The sequence below is a fragment of the Hungatella sp. genome, from assembly GCF_046966825.1.
This window is the reverse complement of the sequence record NZ_JBKVCZ010000007.1, coordinates 24823-42553: the sequence shown is the minus strand read 5'-3', so window position 1 is coordinate 42553 and position 17731 is coordinate 24823. Positions and strand designations below refer to the sequence as shown.

Annotated in this window: 14 protein-coding genes; 13 read left to right on the top strand and 1 reads right to left on the bottom strand. The window is 46.7% G+C overall.

Translation table 11 applies throughout. The annotated features are described in order from the left end of the window. Positions 1-194 precede the first annotated feature (194 nt). The 4 genes from ACLTD4_RS03810 to ACLTD4_RS03795 all read left to right on the top strand — a co-directional run bounded on the left by ACLTD4_RS03810 (position 195) and on the right by ACLTD4_RS03795 (position 4723). Complete coding sequence (locus tag ACLTD4_RS03810; protein WP_117623147.1) at positions 195-1658, top strand: ABC transporter substrate-binding protein; 1464 nt, start codon at positions 195-197, stop codon at positions 1656-1658. A gap of 63 nt (positions 1659-1721) precedes the next feature. Continuing rightward, entirely contained in the window at positions 1722-2642 is a 921-nt protein-coding gene (locus ACLTD4_RS03805; RefSeq protein WP_055656816.1) for a carbohydrate ABC transporter permease, read from the top strand. Between the two features lie 2 nt (positions 2643-2644). Then, the gene (locus ACLTD4_RS03800; protein WP_055656818.1) at positions 2645-3472 is read left to right on the top strand and encodes a carbohydrate ABC transporter permease; all 828 of its coding nucleotides are present in this window, start codon (positions 2645-2647) and stop codon (positions 3470-3472) included. Positions 3473-3484: 12 nt separating this feature from the next. After that, the gene (locus tag ACLTD4_RS03795; RefSeq protein WP_117623148.1) at positions 3485-4723 is read left to right on the top strand and encodes an FAD-dependent oxidoreductase; all 1239 of its coding nucleotides are present in this window, start codon (positions 3485-3487) and stop codon (positions 4721-4723) included. Here the strand turns inward: ACLTD4_RS03795 and ACLTD4_RS03790 are convergent. Then, entirely contained in the window at positions 4688-5557 is an 870-nt protein-coding gene (locus ACLTD4_RS03790; RefSeq protein WP_055656822.1) for a helix-turn-helix domain-containing protein, read from the bottom strand. The two genes, ACLTD4_RS03795 and ACLTD4_RS03790, sit on opposite strands and share 36 nt — an antisense overlap. Before the next feature lie 103 nt (positions 5558-5660). On the opposite strand from ACLTD4_RS03790, the gene ACLTD4_RS03785 reads away from it, so the two are divergent. From ACLTD4_RS03785 to ACLTD4_RS03745, 9 genes are all read left to right on the top strand, one after another. Then, a complete protein-coding gene (locus tag ACLTD4_RS03785; RefSeq protein ID WP_117623150.1) occupies positions 5661-6986 on the top strand; it encodes an endo-1,4-beta-xylanase in 1326 nt (441 codons plus the stop codon). 19 nt (positions 6987-7005) lie between these two features. After that, positions 7006-8379, top strand: coding sequence for a mandelate racemase/muconate lactonizing enzyme family protein (locus tag ACLTD4_RS03780; RefSeq protein WP_117623151.1), 1374 nt, complete (start codon positions 7006-7008; stop codon positions 8377-8379). A 4-nt stretch (positions 8380-8383) separates the two neighbouring features. After that, positions 8384-9112: an SDR family NAD(P)-dependent oxidoreductase gene (locus ACLTD4_RS03775; protein WP_207660915.1), complete on the top strand. Its 729-nt coding sequence runs from the start codon at positions 8384-8386 to the stop codon at positions 9110-9112. Next, on the top strand, positions 9109-10011 hold the full coding sequence (locus ACLTD4_RS03770) for an RraA family protein (protein ID WP_117623153.1): 903 nt from the start codon (positions 9109-9111) through the stop codon (positions 10009-10011). Before ACLTD4_RS03775 ends, ACLTD4_RS03770 begins: the two co-directional genes overlap by 4 nt. Before the next feature lie 17 nt (positions 10012-10028). Next, positions 10029-11093 carry a lactonase family protein gene (locus tag ACLTD4_RS03765; protein ID WP_117623154.1) on the top strand — a complete coding sequence of 355 codons (1065 nt, stop codon included), beginning with the start codon at positions 10029-10031 and terminating at the stop codon, positions 11091-11093. Positions 11094-11386: 293 nt separating this feature from the next. Then, positions 11387-13726, top strand: coding sequence for a RelA/SpoT family protein (locus ACLTD4_RS03760; RefSeq protein WP_117623155.1), 2340 nt, complete (start codon positions 11387-11389; stop codon positions 13724-13726). Between the two features lie 119 nt (positions 13727-13845). Next, entirely contained in the window at positions 13846-14490 is a 645-nt protein-coding gene (locus tag ACLTD4_RS03755; protein ID WP_117623156.1) for an MBL fold metallo-hydrolase, read from the top strand. A 13-nt stretch (positions 14491-14503) separates the two neighbouring features. Then, on the top strand, positions 14504-15964 hold the full coding sequence (gene hemZ, locus ACLTD4_RS03750) for a coproporphyrinogen dehydrogenase HemZ (protein WP_117623157.1): 1461 nt from the start codon (positions 14504-14506) through the stop codon (positions 15962-15964). 15 nt (positions 15965-15979) lie between these two features. Beyond that, positions 15980-17719 carry a sensor histidine kinase gene (locus ACLTD4_RS03745; protein ID WP_117623158.1) on the top strand — a complete coding sequence of 580 codons (1740 nt, stop codon included), beginning with the start codon at positions 15980-15982 and terminating at the stop codon, positions 17717-17719. The last annotated feature ends 12 nt before the right edge of the window (positions 17720-17731 follow it).

Sequence of the window (17731 nt, the reverse complement as noted above, 5' to 3'; positions counted from 1 at the left end):
CAGGACCCGGCGTTGTTTTGCATTTCGCTTGATTGGCTTATCCTTTCCGGCAAAATGCAGAAACAAATATATTTGTCAAACAGTATAATATATTTGTTGTAAACTAACTCTCATTTGCTAAAATATACACATATCTTATGAAGATACAGAGTCAACGAATCCATTTATAAAACTATATCGGAGGAGGATCTACTATGAAAAAGCATCTGACGTTATTAATGGGAACAGTAATGGCTGCAGGACTTTTATCTGGCTGTGGTTCATCGGGGGATGAGACAAAAGCAGTAGAAAGTACGGTGGCGGCTGCGGAACAGTCAGCGCAGGCGTCACAGACCACCCAGGCGGAAAGCAGCAGGGAGGCGGGAACCAGTGAGGAAGAGATTACACTGCATGTGTATGGGCCTGGACTGTTTGCAGAGCAGGGAGAAAAGGGAAGTCTCGACATGATTACAGGGGAAGAGACACCGGGATACGATGTTGTTGTAAATAAATGGAACGAGCTGTATCCCAACGTTCATGTGGAAATTGAGGCCGTGCCGTGGGAAAACTGGCAGTCTTCCATCCAGACGGCGGTGTTGGGCGGGGGAATCGACCTGATACTGCACGGGGCCAGTATATGTGATCTTGTAGAGCCTTTGGACAGCTATTTAGAAGCAGATCCGGAGTTTCGGAAGCAGATTTATGCAGTGGAACAGAGACGCACGGATGCGGTAAACGATCTCTCCGTATCCACGACAACCGGGATTCAGTATGTGGTTGATCCTATGATCGTATATCTGGACAAGGATATTTTCGAACATTACGGCGTGGAACTCCCGGGGGAGGACTGGACATGGGAAGATATGCTTGCCATGGCGGAAAAGATGACGGGAACCGATCCGGTTACCGGAAAACAGACGTATGGGGTTCAGCTGGTAGATACGAATAGTACCGCCAACAGCTTTTTTAATTACCAGATGATGGCCTCAGGGTTTGATGCCAAAGTAATTACATACGGAAAGACCCCATTGGACAGTAAGGTTGATTTTACAGGCGATGGAACGGTTAAAGCATTAAAGATGCTGCAGGATCTTGGGCAATACTGCAGTTCCAATGTAAGAGAAGGTGTCAACGTCGATAAAACCCTGACGGCTGAAAATGATACGGCAATTCGCTGGGATCAGAGCGCATATAAGCATTATAAAGAAGCGAAGGCAGCCGGAGTCGAAGATAAGTTTGTTTTCTGGAACATGCCGGCCATAGAAGCCGGAGAGTATAAAGGAAAACCATCCGCTTTTATGGGAAGCAACAATGTGGCGATCTGCAAGACCAGTGAGAATAAAGAATGGGCATGGGAATTCCTTAAATTCATATCTACGGATGAAACCGTATCAAAATGGGTTTCCGATTGTGGAAGAATACCCAATAATCCATCTGGCATGGAATTCGTAAAGACGGAAATGGGTGATAAGGTTCAGGCTATTAACAGAGCCATGGAAGAGATACCGGATGGCTTTAACAATTCCACTAATGATTTCTTTAATAATGTGAGCTTTGGGCCGGTAACCTCGACGATGGGTGTCGTTATCAGTGATCTGCTTAATCAGGTTACTACACCGGAAGAAGCAGCTAAGACACTTCAAAACTCGGTCGATGAGTATTTGAAATCCATTCAGTAACACAGGCATAATGATGGGAAATGGTTCTGACCATTTCCCATCTCCTGATAGAAAGCAGGAGGTATGATGAAACAAAAAAAATGGACAAAAAGAAAGATAAAAAAACAGATGACATGGTACTCCTTTATTATTGTCAGTATTGTGACCCTGCTGCTGTTGGTTTACCTTCCTATGCTTACAACAATCAAATACAGCTTGTTTGACGTGTCAGTAATCGGATTTGGAGAAAAGTTCGCGGGACTAAAAAATTATAAGGTACTGATGACACAGTCAACCTTCTTAAAATCTTTATGGAACACTGTCTTATTGGCTCTTTTGGGGCTGCTGACAATTCCTCTGGGTTTTATACTGGCAACCATGATTAACAGTCTCGGTTCCGGTAAGGCGCAGAGCTTTTTCAGAATTGGCTTCTATCTTCCCAATATTATTACAGGAGTCAGTGTAATCCTGATGTTTCAGGCTGTTTTACAGGGGGATGGGGGACTTTTAAATACATTTTTAAGCCGGATTATGGGACGTGAGATAACCATTGGGTGGTTGTCCAATGCTAAATATGCAAAGATCGGAGCGACGATCCTGTGGTGCTGGATGAATATGGGGTATTCCATGCTGATTAATCTGGCAAGTATGCAGTCTGTGCCAACGGAAATTTATGATGCGGCGGCTGTTGACGGAGCCAATGGCTGGAAAAAAATCTGCTATATAACCATTCCCTGCATGAGAGGCTGCTTTTCCTTCTTGCTTGTAACGACGATGATTAACGGGTTATCCAGATTTACGGATCTGTTTATCATCGGCGGAAACAGTTCTGCGGGCGTACCGGGAGGCACTCTGCAGACAATTTTAATGTATATTTATCAGTTTAGCTTTGAAGTGCCTAACTATGGCATTTCCTCAGCCGGAGCAATGATTTTATTTGTTATGGTATTTGCGTTTACCATGCTGAATGTTAAGTTGACGGGCTTTTTGGATGAGGAGAAATGAGTATGAGAAAAGCAAAAATTAGAAAATCAGTTACAATCGTTATCTTATTGGTCATTCTAGTAATTATTCTGACACCGCTGTGGTGGGCGGTTGTTCTTTCCTTTGACCGTGCCGCGACGACGGCGCTTCCGCCGTTTTCATGGTTACCGTACGAAGCTACTCTGTTTAACTATAAGGCAGCTGCAAAACTGATAGACCTGGCAAGATACTATGGAAATACGATTTTCATTACAATTGTGAATACCCTGATTTCCGTATTTTTCTCCCTTATGTGCGGATATGCATTCGCAAAAGGAGATTTTGTCGGAAAGAAGTTCTGGTATATTTTTATGCTTGCTGTCATGATGGTTCCTTTTGAATCGAGGCTTGTACCGCTGTATCTGCAGTATAAGAGCTGGGGGCTTTTAAATACATACTGGCCTTTGATCCTGGGGAATTTTGCTTACGTATACGGTGTGTTCTTTGCAAGACAGAATATTGCATCAATCCCGGATTCACTGGCGGAATCGGCATATCTGGATGGAGCGGGAGAATGGCGTGTTTTCTTCAGCATCATTCTTCCACTGTCAAAACCGGTAATGGCTACATTAAGTATTCTTCAGGTGATTGCTAACTGGAATTCCTACTTATGGCCGCTGGTAGTTATCCGTGATTCGGCAAAGCAGGTGATTTCCGTAGGCGTGGCTATGTTTAATGCACAGCAAAACAGTGTATATTACGGTCCCAGAATGGCAGTGGCGGTGTTAAGCGCGATTCCCTTAACAATTTTGTTCCTGCTGCTTCAAAAGCATATCGTGGCCAGTATTGCAGTGTCAGGAATTAAACAGTGATGGAGGAGAGTAATGGAGCAATACATAAAAGAAGAGTTAAAGATTCCACTTCACCCTTCTGTTGATGTGGTGGTGGCTGGCGGTGGAATAGCGGGAATATCAGCGGCATTGGCGGCAGCGAGAAACGGAGCGGAAGTTCTTCTCATTGAAAAACAGTGTATCCTGGGAGGCTTAGCGACAGCCGGTCTGGTGACGATCTACCTGCCGCTGTGCGACGGCAGAGGTAATCAGATGTCCTACGGCATAGCAGAGGAGTTGTTTCATCTTTCTATAAGCCAGGGAGCCCAGGAACGTTATCCCAAAGCTTGGCTTGAATATGGTACAAAAGAGGAGCGATCAAAACAGAGATTTGAGGTTCAGTTTAACCCGCAGAGTATGGCTCTTCTGACAGAAGAATTACTGCTGAAAAATGGAGTGGAAATTCTCTATGATACCCGGATCTGCAGTGTACATATGGAGCGTGATAAAGTTCGTGCACTGGTCATTGAGAATAAAAGCGGGAGAAGTGCTGTCTGTGCAGCAGCCTATGTGGATGCAACGGGAGATGCGGACCTTTATTGGCTGGCCCATGGAGATACAGAAGAGTATAAGAAAAAGAATACGCTTGCAGGGTGGTATTACCAAAATGGAAGAGAGGGAGTAAAGCTCAGAATACTGGGATTTGCTGACGCTCCAGCGGATACGGAAAGGGATAAGGGAGAGGCACTGTTGAAACGCCGTTTTTCAGGTCTGGACGGAAAAGAAAACAGCGAACTGCTGTTTGCTTCCCATAAAGCAACACTGGAAGATATCAGACAAAATAAATTAAAAGATGATTCTTTTGAACCGGTTACGATCAGTACGATACCACAGGTCCGAATGACAAGGCGTCTCTGCGGCGAATATACGCTTAAGGAATCTGAAAATGATAAGCAATTTGAGGACTCAATCGGTATGGTTGGGGACTGGAGAAAAAGGGGGATGGTGTATGAGATTCCATTCCGGTGTCTCTACTCCGGAAAAATAAGAAACTTAATCGGCGCGGGCCGGTGTGTATCTGTGGATGACGGTATGTGGGATATCATCCGGGCAATTCCCGGCTGTGCGGTGACAGGGGAGGCGGCAGGCATCGCTGCCGCTCAGACCTGCGACTTTTCACAATTAGACAGGAGGGCTCTGCAGGACACGCTTAGAAAGCATGGGCAGAAGATTCATTTTGCTGAGGCCGGCTTAGCGTCAGATACTTTTCCGATAAACACCCGGAGAGAGTGAGGTTATCTTTTTAAAGGCGTAATTAAAATTTGTAGTGCTGTTAAATCCGCATAATCCTGCGATTTCCGTGATATCCTTGCTGGTTTGAGTAAGGTAATGGATAGCTAAGTCAATCCGTTTGATCGTAATAAAATCCCAGACGGATATGCCGTTCATTTTCTTAAAAATAGTAGAAAAATACGTTCTGCTTAAACCGGCATGGCGGGCGATATCATTTAAAGTAAGCGAAGCAGTTAAGTTGGTCATGATATACTCGATCGCATGTTCCAGGCATATCAGATTTTCTTCATTGGCAGGGGAGGCAGTGATCTGTTCCTGTGGATTGTAGTGGCGGGTGATCTCAATTAAGATAGCCAGTAAGTGAACTTTAACCATGGATTCATATTCCGGGAGACGGTCGCAGAACTCTTTCCGGATGTCTAAAAGCCGCATTGTCAGCTGAGCATTAAACGGATCTCCCGCTGGCAGGTGATAATTGAATTCAGGTCTGGAAAATACATTTATATATCTGGGATTAAACATGCCATTGCCAGGAGACCAGATAAGTGTCGGTTCCAGAAAAATATTAAGAACTTTCAAATCAGAATTGCGTTCAAGTTTTAAGATTCGGTGGTCTGTGTTGCTCGGGAAAATAAAGATATCACCAGGCTGAAAATGGTATATAATACCGTCAATGCTGTATTCACCAAAACTGTTGTAGAGTCCGATCTCAATCTCCGTGTGATGGTGCTCATAGAGAAGTACCTTGTCTTTATGCAGGGTCAGAACCTCCGTCATACGTAGCTGAGAAGTGGGAGTGCTGTGCCCCGGGATTATGTATTCTTTGGCAATCATGATAGCCTCCTGGGTAATATAAAGTAGGGTGTCCTAATCACATTATAAGAGTTTTTATGATAGCAGTCAATCAAAGCGAAAAAGGAAAAAGGTGGAAATAAAGATGGGAAGAAAAGAAACAGTTTTCAAGTATTTCAATGAACAGAAAGAATATACGAATGACCGGGTGGCTCTTGGAATTGAAAAAAACAGAAAGGGATTTGCAGAACTGAGTACCAAAGACTGCGATGGAGCCCCTCTAAAAGGAGTACGTATAAAAGCGGTTTTAGAGAAACATGAATTCAAACACGGTGCAAATCTGTTTATGCTGGATGAGTTGGAGACAAAAGAGAAAAATGATAAATACAAAGAACTGTTTAAAGAGACTTTTAATCTGGCCACACTGCCGTTTTATTGGAAAGATTTAGAGCCTGAGCAGGGGAAGCCGCGCTTTGAAAAGGACAGCCCAAGAGTGTATCGCCGTCCGGTTCCGGATCTCTGTCTTGAATACTGCGAAGAGAATGGAATTACGCCGAAGGCCCACTGTTTAAATTACATGCCATGGTCGCCAGACTGGGTGCCGGACGATATTGATGAGACTAAGCGGCTTTTGGACAAGCGTTTTCATGAGCTGGCAGATCGTTATGGAGACAGGATTCATGGCTGGGAAGTAATTAATGAAACTATGGAAATCAAGCTTTTTGAGGACCGGAAATTCTTTAAAGAACCTGATGTGGTTGAATGGAGTTTTGATCGTGCAGACCGTTACTTCAAAAATAATGAACTGATCATCAATGAGGCGTCCAGTGCCTCCTGGGAACAGTTTAAATATAATCGTTCTGCGTATTATCTGCAAATCGAAAGAGCACTGTTAAACCATACACCGATTGATACCATCGGTATGCAGTATCATATGTTCTATCCCAGAGAGCAGGAAAATGTATGTATTGAGCGGATGGGAAATCCTGAGAAGCTGTTTGCTGTTCTGGATCAATATGCAAAGCTTAACCGGCCGATCCAGATTACAGAGATTACGATTCCCGCATATTCAAAGGAGGAGGAAGACGAAGAAATTCAGGCGGAACTCATAAAGCAGCTGTACTCCATCTGGTTCAGCCATGAGGCGGTAGAAGCCATTATTTACTGGAATATGGTAGACGGATATGCCGCTTTTGCGCCGCAGGGCGATATGGCGTCCGGAGAAAATTATTACCATGGCGGACTTCTCCGTTTTGATATGTCGGAAAAACCCGCCTATAAGGTTATAAAGAATTTATTCCAGAACGAATGGCACACAGAGGAAGACTGTATGACTGATGGGGAGGGTAAAGCACATTTTAAAGGATTCTACGGTAAATACAGGCTAACGTTTGACGTGGGTGGTAAGACCGTAGAAAAAGAAATCGATTTCTCGAAAAAAGCCTCTAATCGTTTCGAGATCATTCTTTAACAATGGAGGAGACAGCAGAATGGAAAACAGGCTTATATCGGATATTGTATCAGAAAACACAAATATGTGTTCCGGTCCGTCGAATTTAAAGATTACAGATATCAGAGTTGCCAATATAGATGGAGCGCCCAAACACTGCCCGTTAATCAAGGTTTACACGAATCAGGGACTAATCGGTTACGGAGAGGTGAGAGATGCCTCCAGTGACACCTATGTTCTTATGTTGAAAAGCAGGCTGGTTGGAGAAAATCCGTGTAATGTGGATAAGCTTTTTAACCGGATCAGGCAGTTCGGCGGCCATTCCAGACAGGGGGGCGGTGTTTCCGGAATTGAGATAGCACTGTGGGATCTGGTCGGAAAAGCGTACGGTGTGCCGATGTATCAGTTACTTGGAGGCAAATACCGCGACAAGGTAAGGGTATACTGCGATACCGATGTAGATGGGAAACATACGGGAACGGATATGGGAAGAGCACTGAAAAAACGGATGGAGGCTGGATTTACGTTTCTGAAAATGGATCTCGGAATAGAAATGCTTCTAGAAGAAAAGGGCTGTTTAAACGCTCCGATGGGCTTTCTGGATGATATTAGAAAGTATTCTGCCAAAGCGATCATGCATCAGAGCGGTTCTATTGACTATGAACTTATGAGAGGAGAAAATTACCGGGTTTTCACAATTCCTCATTATGCGACAGGAATCCAGATAACGGAAAATGGCCTGAATTATATGGAGAATTACGTCCGTGAAGTTCGGGAAGTAATTGGATATGAGATTCCTCTGGCGATTGATCACTTGGGACATATCGCATGGCAGGACTGCATAAAAGTTGCAAGACGCTTAGAAAAATATAACATTGCATGGCTTGAGGATGTAGCGCCCTGGCAGAATACACAGCATTATGTAAACATATCACGGGCAACTACGATTCCAATAGCGACCGGCGAGGATATCTATCTGCATGAGAATTTCGAACCGCTGATGGAAGCGGGGGGCGTGTCCCTCGTACATCCGGATGTACTGACGATCGGCGGTGCAATGGAGACGAAAAAGCTGGGGGATATGTGCAATAAATACGGTGTTGCCATGGCGATCCACATGGCCGAAAGCCCTATTGGCTGTATGGCAGCGGTTCACTGTGCGGCCGCAGTGCGTAATGTGATGGCGGTAGAATTCCATTCCATTGATATACCATGGTGGAATGATCTGGCTAAGGGAATTGCCAATCCGCTGTTCCAGAATGGATTTATAGAAGTTCCGGATAAGCCTGGACTTGGAATTGATGAATTAAACGAAGAATTAATTGCTGAGCATCTCCACAAAAAGTATACAGGACAGTGGGAGTCTACAGCCCAGTGGGATCATGAATGGGCTAATGACCGGGAATGGAGTTGATAATATGTTTGATTTAACTGGAAAAACAGCACTGGTTACGGGTTCTACCCAGGGAATCGGATATGCGGTCGCATCGTGTCTGGCAGAGCAGGGTGCCACAGTATTTGTACATGGTTCAAAGAGCATGGAGAAATGCGAAAAAGCGGCAGCTGGCATTCCGGGTTCCAGGCCGGTGACGGCAGATTTATCGGAATCGGGAAGCTGCAGCGAGCTATACCGGAAAACCGGCGACGTCGATATTCTTGTTCTGAACGCATCCGTTCAGATCCGCAAGCCATGGAATCAGATTACACCAGAAGAATTTAATCTGCAGGTCCATGTGAACTTATTGAGTACGTTGGAACTGATGCAACTGTATGGACCTTACATGGCGAAAAAGGGCTGGGGAAGAATTGTAGCGGTGGGAAGTGTTCAGCAGTATAAACCGCATCCGGAAATGGGCATTTATGCAGCGACAAAGGACGCGCAGTATAATCTGGTAAGAAATGTGGCAAAACAGATGGCTCCCTATGGTGTAACCGTCAACAATATGTCTCCGGGAGTCATTGCGACACCGAGGAATGAGGCGGCTCTGTCTGATCCGGAATACTCTAAAAAAGTGATGGACGGTATTCCCTGTGGTTACGCAGGACGTGCGTGTGACTGCAGCGGAGGCGTACTGCTTCTGTGTTCAGAGGAAGGGCGCTATATAATAGGCACAGACCTGGTAATTGACGGAGGAATGCATCTATGAGATATAATGTGCGTGAGGAGATTATCGCCCTGACTCCTGAATGGAAGGGGGAACGTTTCCCGGATGGAAGACCGAGAGTGCCGGATCATTATCTGGAGGCGCTGCGGGGAATGACGTTGGAGGAGATCTGGAAGCCCCTTTTTGTAAAGGGCTATGACAATCAATTTGAGGGAAAGCTTAAGCGGCTGCATGATGATGAGAGAAAACTGATTGGGAGGGCAGTCACCGCCGCCTTTGTACCGACGAGACCTGACCTTCATGAGGTATGCTTTCTTGCAGGAATGGCAGAAGGACGCAAAGGTAATTATAATCAGTGGGTGATCGACAGTCTGGTAGAAGGCGATGTTGTAGTTGCAGATATGTATGATAAAATCTATAAAGGAACGTTTGTGGGGGGCAATCTGGCTACGGCAATTCAGACGAAAACAAAGACCGGAGGCGCTGTTATATGGGGGGGCGTTCGGGACATGGAACAGATGAGAAAAGTGAAGGGATTTCAGGCTTATTACCGGGGCATTGATCCTACACCGATCAGGGACTTTGTTATGACCGGATTTAATACGGTCATTCGGTTTGGAAATGCAGTCTGCCTTCCCGGGGATATTGTATTTGCCGATTACAGCGGAGTGTTCTTTATTCCGAGCCACGAGGTGGAAGAGGTGGTTAATGGCGCAGCAAAGACTCATATTAAGGATATCTTCGGGTTTGAAATGATTACGCAGAATGTCTTTACAACGGCCCAGATAGACAGAAATACCTGGACGGAAGAGATGCTTAATCAGCTTGTTGAATTCATTGCTAATGATCCTCAGGGCAGCGAATACAGAGAGCTCGACTGGTCGAAGGAGTATGATCTGGCGCGTCATGGAGACCCGAACGATACTCAAACTGCTCTATAATCAATCAGAGGTGGGATATGATGAAAAACAGATTATTTATCGGAACGTATACGCAGCAGAACAGCAGAGGGATTTATCAGATTACCATGGACATGGGATATGCACCGGAAACGCCTCTTAAGCTTGTGGCGGAGATGATATCACCTACCTATCTGATTGTGTCCGGAAACGGGGAAATACTGTATGCCGTATCCGAAGCGCAGCCGGGGATCCGGGGAGAGATTGCGGCCTTCCACTGTACGGAGAAAGGGCTTACTCTGATTAATAAGGTTCTGGCTCCAGGAGCAGGACTCGTTCATGTTGCGCTGGACTCGGAAGAAAAACTTTTATTTGCAGTGAGTTACCGGGATGCAAGCGTCCTGATGTATGAGATCAGAGAAGACGGGGGGATTGGCAGTCTTCACGATGAAAAAGTGCATTCCGGTCAGGGACGCGATCCGGTAAGGCAGGAGAAAGCTCATGCACATTCTGTCTCGATTACACCCGATGGAATGAGAATTTGTGTGTGTGATTTAGGGATAGACCGTCTGATTGTCTATGAGGTTGACCGGTGTCAGGGTAAATTGGTTGAAAGGAAAGATCTGTGTGTCACATTTCCGCAGGGATCAGGGCCAAGACATTTGGTGTTCCATCCAAACGGCAGATTTGCATATGTTCTGGCGGAACTCACCTCTGAAGTGTTTACCCTTGAGTACAGCAGTGAAGCGGGATTTGAGACAATTGGAAAGGAGAGCGCCCTCTGCCGGTATGAGGGGTATTCCATAGGTGCCGCTATCCGCATCAGCAGAGATGGGAAATATCTCTACAGTTCTAACCGGGGAGCCGATGATATCGCAGTATACAGAGTATCTGAAAACGGACGGATAAAACGGATTATGAATTTTTCGTGTAAGGGAAAACACCCCAGAGATTTTATACTGGCTTCCTGTGACAGGTACTTGCTTTGTACCAACCGGGATACGGATAATATCACTGTTTATTTAAGAGACAGCAAAACCGGGGGACTCAGCTATCTACGGGAAATAAAGGGGATAAGCATGCCTGTATGCCTTGTAAATACGCAGTTGAATAAAGAAACTTAAAATAAAATGCAGAACGTCAGTCCCAGTTTTTGAGGCTGACGTTTTCTATGGAAATGATAACCTGGCGGCGTGTGCAAAATAGAAGGAAGCGCGGCAGGACGACACTGAACCTGTTATAGATTTATGTTAAGTTGGATAGTATTATAAAAAGTACAGGTGGGGTTTTAAAATTCAATAGTATTGTATGAACGTATCTGTTGATAAAAAACCATTTGCATTTTTCGTCAAAAAAATTTATAATGAATGTTAACTATGTTTATAATAACCGATAAGTTGCGAAAAGGTGACAGTATATGGCAGATGAATCAACCATGGAAAAACTGAATAGGACTCCATTGGGAGTTGGAAGGGTTGACGGTGCGGTGGAGATCAAGTCGCCTAATGATGAGGAACTGGAAGCCCCGGCTGATTTTACCAGTCCGGAGGTGCTGTATCAGGAATTGATTGCCAGTATCCGCAGATACCATCCTTCCGATGATATCAGCATGATCGAAAAGGCTTACCATGTTGCTGATAATTTTCATAAGGAGCAGAAGAGGAAGTCGGGTGAACCGTATATTATTCACCCTCTTTGTGTTGCCATTATTCTGGCCGATTTAGAGATGGATAAGGAGACGATCGCAGCAGGAATTCTTCACGATGTGGTGGAAGATACTGTTATGACGCTCGATGAACTGGGAAAAGAGTTTGGGGGAGAGGTGGCGCTTCTTGTCGACGGCGTTACGAAACTGACTCAGCTGTCCTGGTCCATGGATAAGATGGAGCTGCAGGCCGAGAATCTGAGGAAGATGTTCCTGGCCATGGCGAAGGATATCCGTGTCATCATCATCAAGCTGGCGGACCGGCTCCATAACATGAGAACGCTCCAGTACATGAAACCGGAGAAACAAAAGGAAAAAGCCCGCGAGACCATGGAGATCTATGCCCCCATTGCTCACCGCCTCGGTATTTCCAAAATTAAGATAGAACTGGACGATCTGTCCTTAAAATATTTGCAGCCGGATGTGTATTACGATCTGGCTGAGAAGATTTCCTTAAAGAAAGACGCCAGAGAGTCATTTGTAAAGAGCATCGTGGATGAAGTGCAGGAACACTTAAACGAGGCGGCCATCGTAGCCAAGGTGGACGGAAGAGTGAAGCATTTCTTCAGTATCTATAAGAAGATGGTGAATCAGAACAAAACTCTCGACCAGATTTACGATCTGTTTGCTGTGAGAATCATCGTGGACAGCGTCAAGGACTGTTATGCGGCGCTGGGCGTCATCCATGAATTGTATAAGCCGATTCCAGGCAGGTTCAAGGACTATATCGCCATGCCGAAGCCCAATATGTACCAGTCACTCCATACGACACTGATCGGAAGCAATGGACAGCCGTTCGAGATTCAGATCCGTACGTATGAGATGCACCGGACCGCGGAATACGGTATCGCCGCCCACTGGAAGTATAAGGAGAGCGGAAGCGGACAGGTGGCGGCAGGCAAGGAAGAGGAGAAGTTAAGCTGGCTGCGCCAGATCCTGGAATGGCAGAAAGACATGTCAGACAACAAGGAATTCTTGAATATGGTCAAGGGCGATCTGGACCTGTTTTCCGACAGTGTCTACTGTTTCACCCCATCCGGCGATGTCAAGAATCTTCCAAGCGGCTCTACACCTATAGACTTTGCGTATTCCATTCACAGTGCGGTTGGCAACAAGATGGTCGGCGCGCGGGTGAACGGCAAGCTGGTCAATATCGATTATGTGATCCAGAACGGCGATCAGGTGGAGGTCATCACCTCCCAGAACTGCAAGGGGCCGAGCCGTGACTGGCTGAATATCGTAAAGAGCACACAGGCCAAGAATAAGATCAACCAGTGGTTTAAGACTGAGCTCAAGGAGGACAATATTCTCCGGGGCAAAGAGATGGTGGACCGCTACTGCAAGGCGAAGGGTATCGTTTATTCCGATATCAACAAGCCGGAATATCAGGATAAAGTCATGAAACGCTATGCGTTCCGCGACTGGGAGTCCGTGCTGGCGTCGATCGGACACGGCGGACTGAAAGAGGGCCAGGTCATCAACAAGATGGTGGATGAGCGGGCCAAGAAGATGAAGAAGGAAGTCACCGATACCACGATTTTAAATGATATCGAGGACATGAGCAATAAACTGCCTGTCAACAAACACAGCAAGAGCGGCATCGTGGTCAAGGGAATCCATGATCTGGCGGTCCGTTTTTCCAAATGCTGCAGCCCGGTACCGGGCGACGAGATCGTAGGCTTCGTCACGCGCGGCCGTGGAATTTCCATCCACAGGACCGACTGCGTAAATGTCATCAACCTTCCGGAAGATGAGAGAAGCCGTCTGATCGATGCGGAGTGGCAGACACCGGAGGGCGATGATACGAAGGAACGCTACTCGACGGAGATCAAGATCTATGCAAACAACCGGATTGGTATGTTCGTAGACATTTCCAAGGTCTTCACGGAGCGCCAGATCGATATCACCTCCATGAATTCCAGAACGAACAAACAGGGAAAGGCTACCATCACGATGACTTTTGATATTCACGGCGTGGAGGAGCTGAACCGGCTGACCGATAAACTGAGACAAATTGAAGGCGTAATTGATATAGAGAGGACTGCGGGATAACGCAGTTCTCTTGTTTCATAGGAACGGTAACTGTAACTGTAACTCTGTGAGTCTGCAGGCCAGATTTTGCCATGCAGTACTGCTCACGTAGAAGGAAAAGGAAGAGAGAGGATGAGCGTATGAGTAATTTCAGAATCAGAACGTGTACCGTTGGAATGGTCGGAACCAACTGCTACCTGGTGTACCGGGAAGATTTAAAGAAGGCGGTTATCGTGGACCCGGGAGACAACGGAGCCCATATTTTGAATAAATGCAGGGAGTATGGAATTATTCCGGAGGCGATTGTGCTGACCCACGGCCATTTCGATCATATTTTAGCGGTGGAGGAGATCCGCCGTGCATTTCAGGAGATCACCGTCTATGCGGCGGAAAAGGAAGCGAAGCTTCTGGGGGATTCCAGGCTTAATATGACAGGCTCCTACGGAACCGGCTTTTCGCTGAGACCGGACCGTCTGGTAAAGGACGGGGATGTCCTGGAGCTTGCCGGTTTGAAATGGCAGGTTATAGAGACTCCCGGCCATACCGCGGGCTCCATGTGCCTGTGGATAGAAGAGGAGGACGTTCTGATATCCGGGGATACCTTATTTGCGGAATCCCTGGGACGGACCGATTTCCCCACAGGAAGCTCTGCGGATATCATTCGCTCCATCAAAGAACGGCTGTTTGTTCTTCCGGAGGACACGATGGTTTATCCGGGACACGGGGAGCCGACCACCATCAGACACGAGAAGGCCCATAATCCGGTCGCATTTTACAACAGATAGGAACGAAAATACCATGATAGGAATTATATTAGACGACAACGCCTTTGAGCAGGATATCCGGGAACTGCTTATGGCATTTTACCCGGGAGAAACGTATATTCATGAAGAAGTGGACGGGGAAGAGAAGCCCCGTCTGTCTGTGTATGGGAAGACGGGAGAGAACCGCTATTTCCTGACAGTCAGAGAGTATGTGGAAGATGGAGAAATCCTGGAGAACGAAGCGGCGGTGGAGGCGGACTATTCCAACCGTTTTGAGACAAAGAACCGGATTAAGCGCATGCTGTACGGCCTGCTCTCAGAAAAGACGAAGAAAGAGCTGCCCTGGGGGACGCTTACTGGAATCCGTCCGACGAAGATTGCCATGACGAAGCTGACAGAGGGAAAAGAGGAGGACGAGATCCGTTCCTATATGAAGGAGACTTACTTAACCAGCGACGCGAAGATCGATTTAAGCATCGAGATCGCTGAGCGTGAGCGGGAACTTCTCTCCGCGATCGATTATGAGAACGGCTACAGCCTGTATGTGGGAATCCCGTTCTGCCCGACTACGTGTCTCTACTGTTCCTTTACCTCCTTCCCTATTAAGAGCTGGGAGAAGCGGATGGAGGAATATCTGTCCGCGCTTTTTAAGGAGATGGACTACGCAGCCCGAACCATGGCCGGCCGTACCCTGGATACGGTATACTTTGGCGGAGGAACACCTACCTCGCTGTCTGCGGAACATCTGGAGATGGTCATGAGGAAGCTGAAAGCCACATTCGACTTTTCTTCAGTCAAGGAATTTACCGTAGAGGCAGGGCGTCCGGACAGTATCACGGAGGAAAAATTAAAGGTTCTGCTGGATTACGGAGTCACCCGTATTTCCATCAATCCTCAGACCATGAAACAGGCGACGCTGGACTTGATCGGCCGCCGCCACACCGTGGACATGGTAAAAGAGAAGTACCGGCTTGCGCGGGAGATGGGATTTGACAATATCAACATGGATTTGATTATTGGGCTTCCGGAAGAAGATTTGGAAGATGTCCGCCACACCATGGAGGAGATCAGGGCGCTTGATCCGGACAGCATCACCGTTCACTCTCTGGCGATCAAGCGTGCAGCCCGGCTTAACATGTTTAAGGAAAAATATGGGGATTTAAAGATAACAAACACCCAGGATATGATCGATTTAACCGCTTCCTGTGCCCGTGAAATGGGGCAGGAACCATATTATTTATACCGTCAGAAAAACATGGCCGGCAATTTTGAAAACGTAGGCTATTCCAGGCCGGGAAAAGCGTGTATCTATAATATTCTGATTATGGAAGAAAAGCAGACGATAGTGGCCTGCGGGGCAGGGACTACTACAAAAGTGGTATATCCGGCGGAAAATCGGCTGGAGCGGGTGGAGAACGTAAAGGATGTGGAGCAGTATATTGCCAGAATTGATGAGATGCTGGAGCGGAAGGAAAAACTGCTTAACAGAAATTAATACAGGGGGAAGAGATTGAAAAAGCAGCGGTCAATTGTAACCCAGACAGTTATGAGAGTTTCCGGTGTGTTTATTACGGCGATTATTCTGTTGACTATTGTATTTACCATCTTTATTGGCAGATACATGAGGGACAACATCCTCCGGAGTAAGGAGGAGCAGCTGGTCACCGTGGCAGACACGCTGGACAGCAGACTGAAAAGTATGGAGGAGCCCTTTGTTACGCTGGCGGGCTACACACCTGCGGTCAGGCTGCTGCGAGGCCATTATAAGCTGTACTCCGCCGAGTGGATGCAGGCCATACGCAGCGTCGATACGTTTCTGACTAATATGAATCTATTCAGTGATTACATAACCGATGTACTATTTATACAGCCGGACTCCACCGTTGTGTACAGCATGAACGATATTCTGCGCAGCGGCTATGATTATGTAAATGCAGACTGGTTTCAGGAGGCTTTAGCGAATAAAACATTTGTCAGATATGCGTCGCCCCATGGAAGAGACCATATGTACGAAAATAAAGGGCCATACAGGACCATTACGGCTTTTTTTCCGGTTTATCAGTCGGATCTTCTGATCGGCTATATTTTGATGGAATGCGATCTGTCGAAGCTGACGGATTTCTTTTCCGCACAGCAGATGTCGGATTCAGGGTTCCTCATTCTGGATGAAGATAACCGCATGATTTTGGACTATAAAAATGGCCGGTCCTGGTCAGATCAGGTGGAAGAAGAATTTTTAGACAGCCTGAAGGAAGGGGACTGCGGAGCAACGCAGAACGATCAGTCGGTCTACATTGCGAAAAAGCTGTCAAACAGATGGACGATGGTATCGGAGAACAGTCTGGCAATCATCATACAGCCGATCATGCAGCTTCTTACCGTTGCAGCGCTTCTCATGGCGGTGGTTCTGATCTTTCTGGTTCTGATCTCTGCCTATAACAGCCATTTGATCAAACGGCCTTTCAACGCCCTGATTCAGAGAATTGTTTCCTATGACGGAAGCCGTTCCACGGATATCAGCGGCTTTGAACATGCGCCGCAGGAGCTGGCTGTCATACGTTCCCGCTTCGAGGAGATGGCAGACCATATGAATGATCTGATTAATGACGTCTATGTGGCGAAGCTGAAACAGAAAGAGGCGGAGCTGGAAGCGCTGACGAATCAGATCAATCCGCATTTCCTTTACAATGTATTTCAGCTGATCCAGGCAAAGGCTGTCCTGTCTGATAATCTGGAGATTGAAGAAATGATTCAGGCGCTCAGCCGGATGATGCGCTACACGATGGAACGGAAGCGGGAGAGCGTCTCTCTGAAAGAGGAGCTGGAGTATACCGATGACTATCTGATGTTTTATAAGAAAAGGTTTACCCAAATGTTTACTTATGAAATCAGCTGTGATCCGGAACTCTACGACTGCCAGACCTGCAAGTTTGTGCTGCAGCCGGTCGTGGAAAACTGCTTTAAGCACGCGCTTAAGAACCGGACTGGCGGTGTCATTGCCATTCGTGTGTGGAAAGAAGAGAAAGACATCCTGATACTGGTAAGAGATAATGGATGTGGGATGGGTAAAGAGGCTCTGGAGGCTCTGCGGTGCAGGCTGAACGGCCAGGCGGAGGCTGGGGGAATCGGAATTATCAATACGAATGCAAGGCTGCGTCTGACCTACGGGGAAGAGTATGGCATTACCATCGACAGCAGAGAATCAGAGTATACGGAGGTTACCCTGCGTATCCCGTACGAGACCGTATAATTGGGGGAAATT

What these genes read in the sequence shown, in the direction of transcription:
- ACLTD4_RS03800 (WP_055656818.1), top strand. Translation starts at nt 2,645, where the DNA reads ATGAGAAAAGCAAAAATTAGAAAATCAGTTACAATCGTTATCTTATTG.
- ACLTD4_RS03760 (WP_117623155.1), top strand. Translation starts at nt 11,387, where the DNA reads ATGGCAGATGAATCAACCATGGAAAAACTGAATAGGACTCCATTGGGA.
- ACLTD4_RS03755 (WP_117623156.1), top strand. Translation starts at nt 13,846, where the DNA reads ATGAGTAATTTCAGAATCAGAACGTGTACCGTTGGAATGGTCGGAACC.
- ACLTD4_RS03765 (WP_117623154.1), top strand. Translation starts at nt 10,029, where the DNA reads ATGATGAAAAACAGATTATTTATCGGAACGTATACGCAGCAGAACAGC.
- ACLTD4_RS03795 (WP_117623148.1), top strand. Translation starts at nt 3,485, where the DNA reads ATGGAGCAATACATAAAAGAAGAGTTAAAGATTCCACTTCACCCTTCT.
- ACLTD4_RS03770 (WP_117623153.1), top strand. Translation starts at nt 9,109, where the DNA reads ATGAGATATAATGTGCGTGAGGAGATTATCGCCCTGACTCCTGAATGG.
- ACLTD4_RS03780 (WP_117623151.1), top strand. Translation starts at nt 7,006, where the DNA reads ATGGAAAACAGGCTTATATCGGATATTGTATCAGAAAACACAAATATG.
- ACLTD4_RS03775 (WP_207660915.1), top strand. Translation starts at nt 8,384, where the DNA reads ATGTTTGATTTAACTGGAAAAACAGCACTGGTTACGGGTTCTACCCAG.
- ACLTD4_RS03790 (WP_055656822.1), bottom strand. Translation starts at nt 5,557, where the DNA reads ATGATTGCCAAAGAATACATAATCCCGGGGCACAGCACTCCCACTTCT.
- ACLTD4_RS03810 (WP_117623147.1), top strand. Translation starts at nt 195, where the DNA reads ATGAAAAAGCATCTGACGTTATTAATGGGAACAGTAATGGCTGCAGGA.
- ACLTD4_RS03805 (WP_055656816.1), top strand. Translation starts at nt 1,722, where the DNA reads ATGATGAAACAAAAAAAATGGACAAAAAGAAAGATAAAAAAACAGATG.
- hemZ (WP_117623157.1), top strand. Translation starts at nt 14,504, where the DNA reads ATGATAGGAATTATATTAGACGACAACGCCTTTGAGCAGGATATCCGG.
- ACLTD4_RS03785 (WP_117623150.1), top strand. Translation starts at nt 5,661, where the DNA reads ATGGGAAGAAAAGAAACAGTTTTCAAGTATTTCAATGAACAGAAAGAA.